Below are 14,966 nucleotides of genomic sequence, written 5' to 3'. Positions count from 1 at the left end.
ACCTATATCGAGGCTAGCGGAAAGGGTCAGGCAGTGACGAGGCGGCGTCGTCCGATGCTTGCGGACATCAATGCGGCCGCCGCACAGAGCCCGCCGGCCAGGTACCACGCGAGGTTGTAGCTGCCCTGCACGTCCCGGATCGCTCCGGCGCCGGTCGCGGCCAGCGCGGCACCGACCTGGTGCGACGCGAACACCCAGCCGAACACGATCGGCGCGTCCTCGCCGAACCACTCGCGGCACAGCGCCACGGTCGGCGGCACGGTCGCCACCCAGTCCAGCCCGTAGAAGATGATGAACACCCAGGTGCTCGGTGCGGCGCTCGGTCCGAGCAGTGACGGCAGCACCAGCAGCGACAGGCCGCGTAGCGAGTAGTAAGCGATCAGCAGGTACCGCGGGTCCCACCGGTCGGTCAGGTACCCGGAGAAGATCGTCCCGCCCACGTCGAACACACCTACTAGCGCCAGCAGCGACGCAGCGGTCGTAGCCGGCATGCCGTGGTCGTGTGCCGCCGTCACGAAGTGCGTCCCGACCAGACCGTTCGTGGACGCGCCACAGATCGCGAACCCGCCCGCCAGCATCCAGAACGCGGGCCGCCGCGCCGCCATCCGCAGGGCGTTGAGCGCCCGCATGGCACTACTCCCGGTCGTTTCCACCCGCTGCCCCGCAGTACTTCCCTCTGGAGCGCCGTACGCACGCAGCCCGACGTCACTCGGGTAGTCCCGCAGGAAGAACAGCACCAGCGGTACGACGGCCAGCGCTGCGCCGGCTGCTACCAGTGCGGGCACCCGCCAGCCGTAGCGCGACGCGAGAGACGCGATCAGCGGCAGGAAGATCAGCTGACCGGTCGCACCGGCCGCTGTGAGGATCCCGGTCACCAGACCGCGACGGCGTACGAACCAGCGCCCGGTGATCGTCGCCACGAACGTCATCGACATCGACCCGGTGCCGACGCCGACCAGAAGCCCCCAGCAGAACAGCAGCTGCCAGGACGCGGTCATGAAGACGGTCAGGCCGCTGCCCAGCGCGATCAGGACCAGTGCGCCGCTGACGACCTTCCGCAGCCCGAGCCGGTCCATCAGCGCGGCGGCGAACGGCGAGATCCCGCCGAACAGCAGCAGGTTGATCGACACCGCCGCCGAGATCGTGGCGTGCGACCAGCCGAACTCCTCGTGCAGCGGATCGAGCAGCACACTCGGCACCGACCGGAACCCGGCCGCGCCGATCAGCGTCACGAACCCGACCACAGCGACCGCCCAGGCCAGGTGCACCCTCGGGGTCCTCTTCGTCTCCAGAATCTGTGTCACCCGATCAAGGATGAGGGTTCGATCGTCATCGAACTAGTGGCCAGATAGCCAACATGTGTCAAGATATGGCCATGAGTCGTCATCTGGCCGCCGTCGGTCCGCATGTCGTCGCCGTCCTCGCCCTCGAGCCGGTCGTCGGGTTCGACCTCACCATCCCGCCGACCGTCCTGGGCGCCGCGACCAAGGCCGACGGAACCAAGTTGTACGACATCCGCATCTGCGGACTCGGCGGACCGGTACGGGCCGGCGCCGGGTTCAATCTCGTCCCGGACTACGGCCCCGAGGCACTCGCCGAAGCGGACACGGTGATCGTCCCAGGCACCTACATCCCCCAGCCGCGGTACGACGGCACGCTGCCCGACGACCTCGCCGCCGCGCTCGCCACCATCCGCCCGGGCACACGCATCGCCTCGATCTGCACGGGTGCGTTCGTCCTCGGCGCGGCCGGCTATCTCGACGGGCGGCCCGCAACGACGCACTGGGAGCGGGCGGAGCTGTTCCGCAGCGTGTACCCGCAGGTGAAGCTCGACGAGGACAAGCTGTTCATCGACGACGGCGACGTACTCACCTCGGCCGGCCTCGCCGCGGGCGTCGACCTCTGCCTGCACCTGATCCGCCGCGACTTCGGCAGCGAGGTCGCCAACCGGGCCGCCCGGCACTGCGTCGTACCGCCGTGGCGTGACGGCGGACAGTCGCAGTACATCGAACGCGTCGTACCTGAGGAAGGCAGTGAGGGTACGTCGCCGACGCGGGCCTGGGCGCTCGAACGGCTCGGTAAGGAGGTCAGTCTCGCGGCGATGGCGGAGCATGCGCGGATGAGCGTGCGTACGTTCAGCCGACGCTTCAAGGCTGAGACTGGACAGTCGCCCGGCACCTGGCTGCTGCAGCAGCGCGTACGGCACGCGTGCCAGCTGCTGGAGACGACTGACCTGTCCGTCGACCGCGTCGCCGAGGAGGCCGGCCTGGGTACGGCGGCTTCCCTGCGACACCACCTGCGGTCCGAGCTGGGCGTGTCCCCACTCGCCTACCGCAAGACGTTCCGGGCTGGTTAGGTCAGCACGACCAGGTCATGCGGCTGGTTGTTCATCGACTCGACGCCGTCCGCCGTCACCACGACGATGTCCTCGATCCGCGCACCCCAGCGACCCGCCTGGTAGATGCCCGGCTCGACGCTGAACGCCATACCTTCTGCCAGCGGCAGGGCGTTGCCCGCGACGATGTACGGCTCCTCATGGACGTCCAGCCCGATCCCGTGCCCGGTCCGGTGGATGAAGTAGTCACCGAAGCCCGCCGCCGCGATGACATCCCGAGCGGCAGCGTCGATCGACTCGGCCGTCGCACCGGGCCGAACGGCATCCACGGCGGCCTGCTGAGCCTCCTGCAGTACGGCGTACGTCGCGGAGACATCGGCGTCCCGCGGCGTACCCACGGCGTACGTCCGCGTCGAGTCGGAGTTGTAGCCCTCGGCAACCGGGCCGCCGATGTCGACGACCACCACGTCGCCAACCTCGATCACCCGGTCGGACAGGGCGTGGTGCGGGCTCGCGCCGTTCGGGCCGCTGCCGACGATCACGAAGTCCGCTTCCGTGTGGCCCTCCTCGACGATCGCGGCCGCGATGTCGGCACCGACCTCGGCCTCGGTCCGGCCGGGACGCAGCCATTCGCCGACGCGGGCGTGGACACGGTCGATCGCCGCGCCCGCCTTCCGCAGCGCGTCGATCTCCGCCGCGTCCTTCCGCATCCGCAGCTCGCGGACGATCGGCCCGGCCAGCACCTGCTCGGCCTTCGGCAACGCGTCCCGGATACCCAATACATGCAGCGCGGGCGTGAAGTCGCTGACCGCGACCCGCTCGGCACCACGCAGCCGCTCAGCCGCCAGGTTGTACGGATCGACACCATCCACCCAGGTCACGACGTCGACGCCGAGCTCCTCCAACCCGTTGAACCCAGGTGCTTCGAGCTTCGGTACGACGAGAGCCGGGGCGCCGTCAGCCGGGATCAGCAGCGCCGTGAGTCGCTCGAACGAGCCGCCGGGCTGACCGAGCAGGTAGCGCAGGTCCGAGCCTGGCGCGATCACCAGACCGGTGCCGGCCGCGGCCTCGCGGGCGCGATCCAGGCGGGCGCGAAGGACTGCGGGATCAAGAACGGGAGGGAGTGCTGAGCGACGGGCCATGCCTGAATCTAAAACTGTCGGGACGGGTTGCTACAACTTGCCCATGACCCTGCACCATGTGTCGTACGGCGACGGCGTACCGGTTCTCGCGTTGCACGGCTGGACGCCGGACCACCGGCTGATGACCGGCTGCCTGGAGCCGATCTTCACCGAGCTGCCCGGCTACCGCCGCCTCTACCCCGACCTGCCCGGGATGGGTCAGAGCCCAGCCGGCGACATCGACAGCTCCGACGGCATTATGGCGGCGCTGCGCGAATTCATCGCCGAGCACATCGGCGACGAACCGTTCCTGCTGATCGGCGAGTCGTACGGCGGATATCTGGCGCGCGGACTGGTGGCGGAGCGACCGGCGCAGATTCGCGGTCTAGCGATGATCTGCCCGACCGGCGAGCTGTGGCACAAGGACCGCAAGCTGCCCGAGCATGCAGTACTGCGGACCGAGCCGGGCGTGCTCGAATCGCTCGAAGAGGGCGAGGACTTCACCGACCTGGCGGTAGTGCAGACCGCGGCGGCGCTGGCGGCGTACCGCTCGGATGTGGCGCCGGGTCTCGCGATCGCCGATACGGCGGCGATGGACCGCATCCAGAAGAACTGGGCGTTGTCGACGGCACCGGAGAGCGGTCCGCCATACGACGGACCGTCCCTCATCGTCTGCGGCCGGCAGGACGCCGTGACCGGGTACGAGGATCTGTTCGGTCTGCTCCCCCACTACCCGCGCGCAACGTACGCCGTACTCGACGTCGCCGGCCACAATCTCCAGATCGAACAACCCGCCCTCTTCAGCGCCCTGATCCGCGAATGGCTGCAACGCCTCAGCTGGTCTGAGCGGTGGGCATGATCGTGACCTGCTGAAAGTTGACCCGGGGTGGCTGCATCGCGATGAAGCCGACCGCCTGCGCGACGTCGTTCGGGGTCAGCCACTCCATCGTCTGCTTGGACCCGGCCAGCCACTGCAGCGCGCCCGCGTCGGTGACGTGGCTCTGCAGCTCCGTGCCTACGATGCCCGGTTCGATCGCCGAGACCCGGACGTTCTTCGGGCCGAGTTCGGCGCGCAGATGCCGGGACAGATGGCTGACGTACGCCTTGGTGCCGGAGTAGACGGCGAAGTTCGGGAAGATGTTCTGCGCCGCGATCGACGACGTGTTGATCAGGTCCGCGACACCGCGTGCGGCCCCGGCCGCGACCAACTGCGGCGTGAAGGCGCCGATGGCGTTCATCAGACCGGTGATGTTCAGGTCGATCTGATGCTGCCACTGCTCGGTCGCCCGCTCCTCGACGGGCGCGGGGAGCATGACGCCCGCGTTGTTGAAGAGCAGGTCGGCGCCGCCCAGCTCGGCCTCGACCCGATCGGCCACGGCCTGCACCGCCGCGGCGTCCGTGACGTCGACGGCCACCGCCAGGGCGCTCTCGCCGTCCTTCTCGATCCGGGCGACGAGCTCGTCCAGGCGAACCGCTCGCCGGGCGAGCACCACGACGGTCGCGCCCAGTCCGGCGAGATGCTCGGCCGCGGACTCGCCGATGCCGCTCGATGCGCCGGTGATCACCGCGACCCGACCTGCGAGCGGCTTGACTTCATCGTGCACAGACATTTGTGACTGCCTTCCAGTGTGATCGGTCGGCGATTCCCGGCCGTGGCTCCAGAACACCAGTCGCAGAACGCGTTTTGAGTGCCTGAGCAGCCCCTGTCCGGGCAGGCACCGGCGAGACTGGTACCCGCAGGGCCACCTTGCGAGCACGGATCGGCCGCGGCGTTCGACACACTGGAGCCATGGAGCGCAGTACCGAGATCGCCGACTTCCTCCGCTCACGGCGGGCCGCGATCGCACCCGACCAGGTCGGCCTGCCCGCGGACGGGCGCAAGCGGCGAGTCCCCGGTCTGCGTCGTGACGAGGTCGCGCGGTTGGCCGGCGTGAGTACGGAGTACTACACCCGGCTCGAGCAGGGTCGGGCGGGCAATCCGTCGACCGAGGTGCTTGACGCTCTCGCGCGTGCGCTCCAGCTCGACGCGGTCGAGCGCGAACACCTCAGTGACCTCCTGACGCGGCGGGCGCCGGTCCGCCGGACACCCGCGAGCCCTCAGCGGGTCCGACCGGGTCTGTACTTGATGCTGCAGACGCTCGACCACATTCCGGCGTTCATCCTCGGCCGACGCACCGACGTACTGGCTACCAACGAGCTCGCCCGGGCGGTGCTGACGGACTTCGAGGCGATGCCCGCGACGCGCCGGAACCTCGCCCGCTACTACCTGCTCGACCCTGCGGCCCGCGAGCAGGTCGGTAACTGGGAGCGGATCGCGGCCGAGACCGTCGCGATCCTGCGTCTCGAAGCCGGCCGCTACCCGAACGACCGCCAACTCGCCGAGCTCGTCGGCGAGCTCACGCTGCAGTGCCCCGAGTTCACGGGCTGGTGGAACGATCATCGGGTCCTGCGCCGGACGCACGGCGCGAAGGCCTATCACCACCCGGTGGCCGGCGACCTGGAGTTCGCGTACGAGTCGTTCCAGGTGCCCGGTGACGCCGAGCAGACACTCTGCGTCTACCAGGTCGAGCCCGGGTCGCCCACTGCCGATCGTCTCCGGCTGTTGGCGAGCTGGAGCGCTCCGCAACCGGCAGCCGACTGAATCACCCCCTGCCGCAGACGGCTACCAACGGGTAATGTCGAGCGCATGGTGACCGGGAAGCGTCCTCTGGGGTGGTCGTTGCTCGTTGCGCTGACGAACGGGCGGACCGGGATCTCCGACGAGCGGCTGGGTGCGGCTGTTCGCGGCAAGGTGGTTCTGGTGACCGGTTCGTCGTACGGGATCGGTGAGGCGACTGCGCGACGGCTGGCCGCCGCCGGAGCGACGGTGCTGCTGGTGGCACGTACGGCGGACCAGTTGCAGCTCGTGGCGGACGACATCCGGTCGCGCGGCGGTACGGCGTACGTGTACCCGGCGAACCTCGCCGACCCGGCCGCGGTCGAGGAGCTCGTGCGGACCGTGCTGGCCGAGCACGGGCGGGTCGACGTACTCGTGAACAACGCGGGCAAGTCGATTCGGCGATCGATCGCGGACACGTACCAGCGGTTCCACGACATCGAGCGGACCAATGCGGTGAACTACCTCGGGCCGGCGAAGCTCGTGCTCGAGCTGCTGCCGTCGATGCGCGAGCGCGGGTCCGGCCATATCGTGAACGTGTCGACGGCCGGCGTCCGTACGCCGCCGATGGCGCGCTGGTCGGCGTACCTGGCGTCGAAGAGTGCGTTCGACGTGTGGCTGCGGTGCGTGGCGCAGGAGGTGCGCGGCGACGGGGTGACGACGTCGACGGTCTACATGGGTCTCGTGCACACGCGGATGAGTGAGCCGACGCCGCTGCTCAACAAGATGCCGGGGCTCACGCCGGAGCAGGCGGCCGATCAGGTGTGTACGGCGGTGGCGGAGCGGCCGCACAACATCACGCCGCCGTTCGTCCGGCCGGCCGATGCCCTCGGGAACCTGTTGCGGGTGCCGACGGACCGGTTGCTCGAGCAGTACTACCGGCGTACCGGAGGCGGGAAGGAGCGATGAGGACGATCCGTCCGATCGGACCGCTGCGGCCGCCGGAGTGGCTGGTGCAGAGTGCGGCCGAGGTCGGCGGGTTGTCGGTCGCGCTGATCAGGTCCGGGGTGTGGCGATCGGCCGGGCCGGCGCAGCTCGTGCGGATCGAGCGGGCGCTGCGGACCTGGGGTCAGTCGATGGCGGCGCTCGGGGTGGTCGCGGCGATCCGGTACCCGGAGCGGGCGGCGGTGATCACCGGCGACGACCAGATCACGTACGCCGAGCTGGATCGGCGATGCGAGCGGATCGCGGCCGGGATGCAGGCGCAGTACGGGATCGTTGCCGGGAGCAAGGTGGCGGTCCTGTGCCGGAATCACCGCGGATTCCTCGAGGCGACGTTGGCGGCGTCGCGGCTGGGTGCGGACGTCCTGTTCGTGAACACCGAGTTCGCGCCGCCACAACTGCAAGCGGTACTCGAGCGGCACCGCCCGGACCTGCTGGTCCATGACTCCGAGTTCAACCCACCGGCAGGCATTCGTTCGGTCTTGTCTGATCTGGCCGAGCTTGCCGCGTGTTCGGCGCCTTCGGCACCTGCACCTTCGACGGCTGGGCACATCACGATTCTCACCTCGGGTACCACCGGCACTCCCAAGGCGGCGCCTCGGGTGCCGACCGCCGTGGGGTTGGCGGGGCTGACCGGGAGTGCGCTGAGCCGGTTCGGGCTGCGGGCGGGTGAGCCGATGGTCGTGTGCCCGCCGCTGTTCCACGGGCTCGGTCTGCTCACCTCGATGCTGGCTTTGTTCCTCGGGTCGCCGCTCGTACTGCGCCCGCGGTTCGATGCCCCCACCCTGCTCGCCGACGTTGAAGCGTCCCGCGCGGGCGCGATCGTCGCCGTACCGGTGATGCTGCGTCGCCTGCTCGATCTCGGTCCTTCAGTGATCGCGGAGTACGACCTGCGCTCGCTACGGGCTGTCATCTCGGGCGCGTCCCAGCTCGGCGCGCCGCTGGCCGAGCGGTTCATCGAACGGTTCGGTCCGGTGCTGTGCGACGCGTACGGGTCGAGCGAGGTCGGCATCGCCACGATCGCGACGTCCGCCGACCTGCTCGCCGCGCCCGGGACCGTCGGGCGGCCCTGTCTCGGCAGCACGATCCGGATCCTCGACAACCAGGACCGCGTGGTGCCGACCGGCACGACCGGGCGGATCTTCGCGGGCGGCGGGCTGGTGTTCGGCGGGTACTCCGACGGTTCGAGCAAGACTGTCGTCGACGGGCGGATGAGCACCGGCGACCTCGGTCACCTCGACGCCGCCGGGCGCTTGTTCGTCGACGGCCGCGAGGACGACATGATCGTTTCCGGCGGCGAGAACGTGTACCCGGTCGAGGTCGAGCAGTGCCTCGCCGCACATCCCGCGGTCGCCGAAGCGGTTGTCGCCGGAGTCCCCGACGAGGAGTTCGGTCAGCGGCTGATCGCGTACGTCGTACTCCATTCGCCGGCGACCGAGGACGAGTTGCTGACGCACGTGAAGGCGAACCTCGCGCGATACAAGACGCCGCGCCAGATCGTGGTCCTCGACGAGTTCCCGCGGAACGCGACCGGCAAGGTGCTGCGCAGCAAGCTCAGCCCGCCGTGAAGAGGTCCCGGAACCTCGTGATGCGGTCCAACGCGCTGGTGTGATCGCCGAAGGACACCGCCAGGGTTTCCGCCCCGGCGTCGACGAGTTCGTGTGCGCTTGCGACGATCGGATCCGGGTCGCCGGCGGACCAATCGAGCCGCGTCCCGACCTTGATCGGCCGGTGGCCGAACGATCTGAGTCGCGCCACCGCCGCCGCGAACCCGGCGCCGTCCAGGTTGAGCCCTTGCCATTCGTCGCCGTACCGCGCGGCACGGCGCAATGCGGGCACCGTCGTACCGCCGATCATGATCGGTAGCGGCGCCCGCAGCTTGGGCTCGAACACCCCGCCGCGGTCCCGGCCCTCGAACAGATCCCGGATGATGCCGAGCGACTCGTCCGTACGGCGGCCGCGCTCCTCGAACACGGCACCGACCGCCGCAAACTCGGCCGCCGCCCACCCCGCGCCGATTCCCAGTACGACGCGCTCGCCGGACAGCCGGTGCAGCGTCGCCGCCTGCTTCGCGACCACGTACGGGCTCCGCATCGGCAGCACGAGCACCGACGTACCGAACCGGATCCGGCTCGTGCGCGCTGCGAGGTACCCGATCGTGACGAGAGGCTCGTACACACCGCCGTACGTCGGGCCGAACTCACCCGGCGGGAGGAGGTGATCGGGCAACCAGGCCGTCCCATAGCCCAGCTCCTCCGCGGCAACCGCAAGCTCGACCAGTCGCTCAGGCGGCATCCCCGCCGACTCGTCCGGGAGCACCACCTGGAGTTCGACCATGCGCCTGACCCTACCCAGCCGCGACCGCCTGACCTTCGGCGAGGACGATTGATGGGAGAGTGGGGGCGTGAAGATTCTCGTCGGATACGTACCAACGCCCGAGGGTGAGGCGGCGCTGACCGCCGCGGCGACCGAGGCCGAGCTGCGCGGGGCCTCGATCCTGCTGCTGAACACGAGCCGCGGCGACGCCTACATCGACGCCCGCTACGCCAACGCCGACGAGTTGGCCGCCGCCGAGGCCAAGCTGCGCGAGCACGGCGTCGAGGTGACGATCCAGCAGGCCGTCTCCGAGGGCGACGTGGCCGGCGCGCTGCTGAAGGCGGCCGCGGCCGAGGACGTCGGCCTGATCGTCCTCGGCCTGCGCCGCCGCAGCCCGGTCGGCAAACTCATCCTCGGCAGCACCGCCCAACGCGTCCTGCTCGAGTCCCCCGTGCCGGTGCTCGCGGTGAAGGTGCCGTCACTCCACGACTGACCCGGACGCCCAGGCGCCTGGCGGTGCCGTAATCCGGGTGAGGTGCTGGGGTAGAGCGCCTAAACTGGTGTGGTTATGCCTGATGCCCGGACCGAGTCCACGAGTCCCTCCCCAGCCCCCTCCCAGGACCCAGCGAAGCGGCGTCGTCCGTCGCGGCGGCGGGGTGGGCGGAAGCCGTCGTCCGATCAGACTCCTGTCACCGACGTGAACCTCGGCGAGGTCGCGGCTCGGCTCGACGACCTGACGGCGTACGACCGCGAGCACCTCGGTCGCCGGCTCGAGCGGGTTCGGCGTACGTCGGACGCACACAAGCGGGCCGCCGAGCTGCAGAGTGTGGTCGGGGCGGTCGAGCAGGCCGAGCGGCGGGTCGAGGTGCGGCGAAACGCCGTACCGGAGATCACGTATCCGGAAGAGTTGCCGGTCAGTCAGCTGAAGGACGGGATCGCCGCCGCGATCCGGGACCACCAGGTCGTGGTCGTCGCGGGTGAGACCGGGTCCGGGAAGACCACCCAGATCCCGAAGATCTGCCTCGAGCTCGGCCGCGGCATCCACGGCATGATCGGGCACACCCAGCCCCGTCGGCTCGCCGCGCGGACGGTCGCGGAGCGGATCGCGGAGGAGCTCGGCACCGAGCTCGGTGAGACGATCGGTTTCGCCGTACGGTTCACCGACAAGGTCAGCGAACGTTCGCTGGTCAAGCTGATGACCGACGGCATCCTGCTGAACGAGCTGCAGCGCGACCGCGACCTGACGCGGTACGACACACTCATCATCGACGAGGCGCACGAGCGCAGCCTGAACATCGACTTCATCCTCGGCTACCTCAAGCGCCTCCTCCCCCGCCGCCCCGATCTCAAGGTGATCATCACCTCGGCGACCATCGACCCGGAGCGGTTCGCAGCGCATTTCGCGGCCGCCGACGGCACCCCCGCGCCGATCGTCGAGGTGTCCGGCCGGACGTACCCGGTCGAGGTGCGGTACCGGCCGGTCAACGATCCCGAGGACCCGCGGACGATCGACCGCGACCAGACCCAGGCGATCCTGGACGCCGTCGACGAGCTCGAGTACGAGGCGGACGGCGACGTACTCGTGTTCCTCAGCGGCGAGCGCGAGATCCGCGACACCGCCGACGCGCTGAGCGACAAGTTCCGCGGCGAACGCCGTACGACCGAGATCCTCCCCCTCTACGCGCGCCTGTCCAACGCGGAGCAGCACCGGGTCTTCCAGGCGCACTCGAACCGCCGGATCGTGCTCGCCACGAACGTCGCCGAGACCTCGCTGACCGTCCCCGGCATCAAGTACGTGATCGACCCCGGTACGGCTCGCATCTCGCGCTACAGCCACCGCACCAAGGTCCAGCACCTGCCGATCGAGCCCGTGTCGCAGGCCAGCGCGAACCAGCGCAAGGGCCGCAGCGGCCGGACCAGCGACGGCATCTGCATCCGGCTGTACTCCGAGGAGGACTTCACCAAACGGCCCGAGTTCACGGACCCGGAGATCCTGCGCACCAACCTCGCCTCCGTCATCCTGCAGATGACCGCGATCGGGCTCGGTGACATCGCCGCGTTCCCGTTCATCGACGAACCCGACAAGCGCAGCATCACCGACGGATTGCAACTGCTCACCGAACTCGGGGCGATCGACACGCCGAAGGGCGGACGGCTGACCCCGATCGGCCGGCAGCTCGCGCAGATCCCGCTCGACCCGCGGCTCGCCCGGATGATCGTCGAGGCCGACAAGCACGCCTGTGTTCGCGAGGTCATGGTGATCGCCGCCGCGCTCTCGATCCAGGACCCGCGCGAGCGTCCGACCGATGCCGAGGCGCAGGCCCAGCAGGCGCACGCCCGGTTCCGCGACCCGAACAGCGACTTCCTCGGGTACCTGAACCTCTGGGGTTACCTGAAGAAGCAGCAGAAGGAGCTGTCCGGCAACCAGTTCCGCCGGATGTGCCGCAGCGAGTACCTGAACTATCTCCGCGTCCGCGAATGGCAGGACATCTTCGCGCAGCTCCGTCAGGTCGCGTCCCAGATCGGCGTTTCGTTGAACTCCGGTGAACCGGCGGATCCGCAGAGCGTGCACATCGCGCTGATGTCGGGGCTGCTCAGCCACCTCGGGATGAAGGACCCCGCGAACCAGCACCAGTACCTCGGCGCGCGCGGCACGAAGTTCGCGATCTTCCCCGGCTCCGGACTGTTCAAGAAGCCGCCGCAGTTCGTGATGGCCGCCGAGCTCGTCGAGACGTCGAAGCTGTGGGCGCGGGTGAACGCGAAGATCGAGCCGGAGTGGGCCGAGGACCTCGCCCCGCACCTGATCAAGCGCTCGTACTCCGAACCGCACTGGGAACGCAAGGCCGGTGCCGTGATGGCGTACGAGAAGGTCACGTTGTACGGCGTACCGATCGTTGCGCGGCGCAAGGTGAACTACGGGAAGGTCGACCCGGAGGTGTCCCGCGAGCTGTTCATCCGGCACGCGCTGGTCGAGGGCGACTGGGATACCCACCACAAGTTCTTCCACGAGAACCGCAAGCTGATCGAAGAGGTCGAGGAGCTCGAGGAGCGGACCCGGCGGCGCGACCTGCTGGTCGACGACGAGACGCTGTTCGCGTTCTACGACGAGCGTCTCGGTCCCGAGGTCGTCACCGGCCGGCACTTCGACACCTGGTGGAAGACGGCACGGCAGCGCGACGCCGACCTGCTCGACTTCGAGCGTTCGCTGGTCGTCCGCGAGGGCGCGGACGTGAAGGAGGACGAGTTCCCGCTGCGCTGGACGCAGAACGGGATGACGTTCGACCTGACCTACGCCTTCGAGCCCGGTACGGACGCCGACGGCGTAACCGTGCATCTCCCGCTGCTCGTGCTCAACCAGGTGACCGCGGACGGCTTCGAGTGGAGCGTTCCCGGGTTCCGCGAGGAACTGGTCACGACGCTGATCAAGTCGCTTCCGAAGGCGGTACGGCGGAACATCGTGCCGGCGCCGGACCACGCGCGGCAGATCCTCCCCGAACTCGACCCGGCGTCCGGGCCGCTCACCGACGCGATGGCACGCGCCCTGCGAGACCTGCGCGGCGTGGTGATCGAGCCGGAGGACTGGGACTGGGCGCGGGTGCCCGAGCATCTTCGGATGACGTTCCGGGTCGAGGACGACAAGGGCAAGACCGTGGCCGAAGGCAAGGATCTCGCGAAGCTGAAGGAGAGACTGAAGCCGAAGACGAAGGCCGCGATCTCGCAGGTCGCGTCGAAGGCAGTCAGCGGGCTGGAGAAGTCCGGTCTGACCGACTGGACGTTCGGCGATCTCCCCCGCAGCTTCTCCGAGCACCGCAACGGGCTGACAGTCGCGGGCTACCCGGCGCTCGTCGACGAGGGCAAGAGCGTCGCGATCCGCCTCCAGGAGACCGAGCGCGACCAGGCCGCCGCGATGTGGGCGGGAACGCGACGGCTTCTGCTGCTGACGATGCCGTCGGTGATCGACGTCGTACAGCGTGGGTTGAGTAGTGCGCAGAAGCTGACGTTGCTGGCGGGTCCGCATCGGAACGTCGGCGAGCTGCTCGACGACGCGATCGCGGCTGCCGTCGATCAGCTGATGGCAGCGGCGGGCGGGCCGGCGTGGAATCTGACCGCATTCTCGATCCTGCGGGACGCCGTACGGTCGGAGCTCGCGGACACTGTGCTGACGATCCTGCAGCAGGTCGAGCAGGTGCTCGGTCATGCGCGGACCGTGGACAAGCAGATCTCCCGCGCGGCCAGTCCTGCGCTGCTCGCTGCCCTGTCGGATGTCCGCGGCCAGCTCGAAGGTCTTGTGCATCCCGGGTTCATCACCGAGACCGGCGCTCGGCGACTGCCTGATCTGGTGCGGTACCTGCGCGGCATGGAGCAGCGCCTGGACAAGCTCGGCGCCAACGCCGCGCGCGACCGCTCCGGGATGGCTGTCGTCGACATGCTCACCGAGGAGTACCGCAAGAGGCTCCGCGCGGTGCCGACGGGCAAGTACCCGAGCCCTGAGCTGCTCGAGGTCCGTTGGATGCTCGAGGAACTCCGCATCAGCCTGTTCGCCCAGACCCTCGGCACGCCGTACCCAGTCTCCGAAAAACGCATCCGCAAGGCCCTGGCCGACAGCTAGGAGTCGAGGAGGCGGCGGGCCACGTCGTGTACGGCGGCGCGTAGCTCGGGTGGATCGAGAATCTCGAACGGCCATCGGATCCGGGTGACCTGTCCGACGAGCGGGCCCAGGTCGTTCGCAGCGAAGCGGACCTCGCAGGTCGTGGCGTCTAGCTCCTCGACCACGCCCTGGCTGGGCGGGATCACCTTCGTCACGGTTGCGGCCGGAGCCTCGACGCGGATCCGGGCGACGATGTCCCACGGTGCGACTCCGGTGCCTTCGGCAACCAATGCGACCGGGTCCGGCGGGTCGACGAAGCGGTACCGGGAGCCGGTGAGTACAGGCTGCTCGATGCGGTCGACCCGGAAGGTTCGCCACGCCTGCCGGTCGCGGTCTCGGGCGACGAGGTACCAGCGCCGGCCGGTGTGCACGATCTGCAACGGCTCGACGCTGCGCTCGGACTCACTGCCGTCATGCGTGCGATAGCGGAACCGGACCCCTTCGACATGCCGGCAGCCGGCCGCCAGCGTGACCAGCACGTCGCCGTCCACCGGCGGCAGCTCGCCTTGTGGCAGCTGAGTGGTGTGTGCCCCGATCGCGGCGATCTGCTCGCGCAACCGCACGGGCAGTACCTGATCGAGTTTCGCGAGTGCGGAGATCGCCGCCTCCTCGACTCCGGTCACTGTCGTGGTCGTCGCGACGCGCAGGCCGACCGCGATCGCCACAGCTTCGGCGTCCTCGAGCAGCAGCGGCGGCAGGCGTCCACCAGGACCGAGGCGATAGCCGCCACCGATCCCGGCCTCGGCGTCGATCGGGTAGCCGAGCGACCGCAGTCGCGTCACGTCACGCCGTACGGTGCGAGGCGTGATCTCGAGCCTCGCCGCCAACTCTGCGCCGTCCCACTGAGGGCGCGAGTGGAGCAAGGACAGCAAACGGAGCAGCCGGGCCGCGGTATCCATCGTGCGTCTATTCTGCCTCGACCTGCGGACCGATTCTGTCCGCAGGTCG

General features: G+C 69.3%; 12 protein-coding genes. 7 read left to right on the top strand and 5 right to left on the bottom strand.

All coding sequences use genetic code 11. The features are described from left to right. Window positions 1–26: 26 nt before the first annotated feature. Window positions 27–1,304, bottom strand: a complete 1,278-nt coding sequence (locus ACWF0M_RS02260) for an MFS transporter (protein WP_452233764.1) — start codon at window positions 1,302–1,304, stop codon at window positions 27–29. Between the two features lie 71 nt (window positions 1,305–1,375). Here ACWF0M_RS02260 and ACWF0M_RS02255 point away from each other — a divergent pair, with 71 nt between their 5' ends. Then, window positions 1,376–2,356 (top strand): GlxA family transcriptional regulator, encoded by a 981-nt coding sequence (locus ACWF0M_RS02255; protein ID WP_452233763.1) that lies wholly within the window; start codon window positions 1,376–1,378, stop codon window positions 2,354–2,356. On the opposite strand, the gene ACWF0M_RS02250 is transcribed toward ACWF0M_RS02255, so the two are convergent. Continuing rightward, window positions 2,353–3,477 carry a M24 family metallopeptidase gene (locus tag ACWF0M_RS02250; protein ID WP_452233762.1) on the bottom strand — a complete coding sequence of 375 codons (1,125 nt, stop codon included), beginning with the start codon at window positions 3,475–3,477 and terminating at the stop codon, window positions 2,353–2,355. The genes ACWF0M_RS02255 and ACWF0M_RS02250 overlap by 4 nt on opposite strands. Window positions 3,478–3,520: 43 nt before the next feature. Between ACWF0M_RS02250 and ACWF0M_RS02245 the strand changes: the two genes are divergently transcribed. Then, window positions 3,521–4,315: an alpha/beta fold hydrolase gene (locus ACWF0M_RS02245; RefSeq protein WP_452233761.1), complete on the top strand. Its 795-nt coding sequence runs from the start codon at window positions 3,521–3,523 to the stop codon at window positions 4,313–4,315. Here ACWF0M_RS02245 and ACWF0M_RS02240 read toward each other — a convergent pair. Further along, window positions 4,290–5,066 carry an SDR family oxidoreductase gene (locus ACWF0M_RS02240; protein WP_452233760.1) on the bottom strand — a complete coding sequence of 259 codons (777 nt, stop codon included), beginning with the start codon at window positions 5,064–5,066 and terminating at the stop codon, window positions 4,290–4,292. The genes ACWF0M_RS02245 and ACWF0M_RS02240 overlap by 26 nt on opposite strands. Before the next feature lie 179 nt (window positions 5,067–5,245). Between ACWF0M_RS02240 and ACWF0M_RS02235 the strand changes: the two genes are divergently transcribed. The 3 genes from ACWF0M_RS02235 to ACWF0M_RS02225 are packed head-to-tail and all read left to right on the top strand — an operon-like array spanning window position 5,246 to window position 8,622. Further along, window positions 5,246–6,097 carry a helix-turn-helix transcriptional regulator gene (locus tag ACWF0M_RS02235; protein ID WP_452233759.1) on the top strand — a complete coding sequence of 284 codons (852 nt, stop codon included), beginning with the start codon at window positions 5,246–5,248 and terminating at the stop codon, window positions 6,095–6,097. A 45-nt stretch (window positions 6,098–6,142) separates the two neighbouring features. Continuing rightward, window positions 6,143–7,021: an SDR family NAD(P)-dependent oxidoreductase gene (locus ACWF0M_RS02230; RefSeq protein ID WP_452233758.1), complete on the top strand. Its 879-nt coding sequence runs from the start codon at window positions 6,143–6,145 to the stop codon at window positions 7,019–7,021. Then, window positions 7,018–8,622 (top strand): AMP-binding protein, encoded by a 1,605-nt coding sequence (locus ACWF0M_RS02225; RefSeq protein WP_452233757.1) that lies wholly within the window; start codon window positions 7,018–7,020, stop codon window positions 8,620–8,622. The genes ACWF0M_RS02230 and ACWF0M_RS02225 overlap by 4 nt, the downstream gene beginning before the upstream one ends. On the opposite strand, the gene ACWF0M_RS02220 is transcribed toward ACWF0M_RS02225, so the two are convergent. Then, on the bottom strand, window positions 8,609–9,391 hold the full coding sequence (locus ACWF0M_RS02220) for an LLM class flavin-dependent oxidoreductase (protein ID WP_452233756.1): 783 nt from the start codon (window positions 9,389–9,391) through the stop codon (window positions 8,609–8,611). The genes ACWF0M_RS02225 and ACWF0M_RS02220 overlap by 14 nt on opposite strands. A 67-nt stretch (window positions 9,392–9,458) precedes the next feature. Here ACWF0M_RS02220 and ACWF0M_RS02215 point away from each other — a divergent pair, with 67 nt between their 5' ends. Both ACWF0M_RS02215 and hrpA read left to right on the top strand, forming a co-directional pair. Continuing rightward, window positions 9,459–9,863, top strand: a complete 405-nt coding sequence (locus ACWF0M_RS02215) for a universal stress protein (RefSeq protein WP_452233755.1) — start codon at window positions 9,459–9,461, stop codon at window positions 9,861–9,863. 204 nt (window positions 9,864–10,067) lie between these two features. Then, a complete protein-coding gene (gene hrpA / locus ACWF0M_RS02210) occupies window positions 10,068–13,979 on the top strand; it encodes an ATP-dependent RNA helicase HrpA (RefSeq protein ID WP_452233754.1) in 3,912 nt (1,303 codons plus the stop codon). Here the strand turns inward: hrpA and ACWF0M_RS02205 are convergent. Then, on the bottom strand, window positions 13,976–14,917 hold the full coding sequence (locus tag ACWF0M_RS02205; RefSeq protein WP_452233753.1) for a helix-turn-helix transcriptional regulator: 942 nt from the start codon (window positions 14,915–14,917) through the stop codon (window positions 13,976–13,978). The genes hrpA and ACWF0M_RS02205 overlap by 4 nt on opposite strands. Window positions 14,918–14,966: the final 49 nt, after the last annotated feature.

This window comes from Kribbella sp. NPDC055110 (genome assembly GCF_053607525.1).
This window is presented reverse-complemented; position numbering and strand designations above follow the sequence as displayed.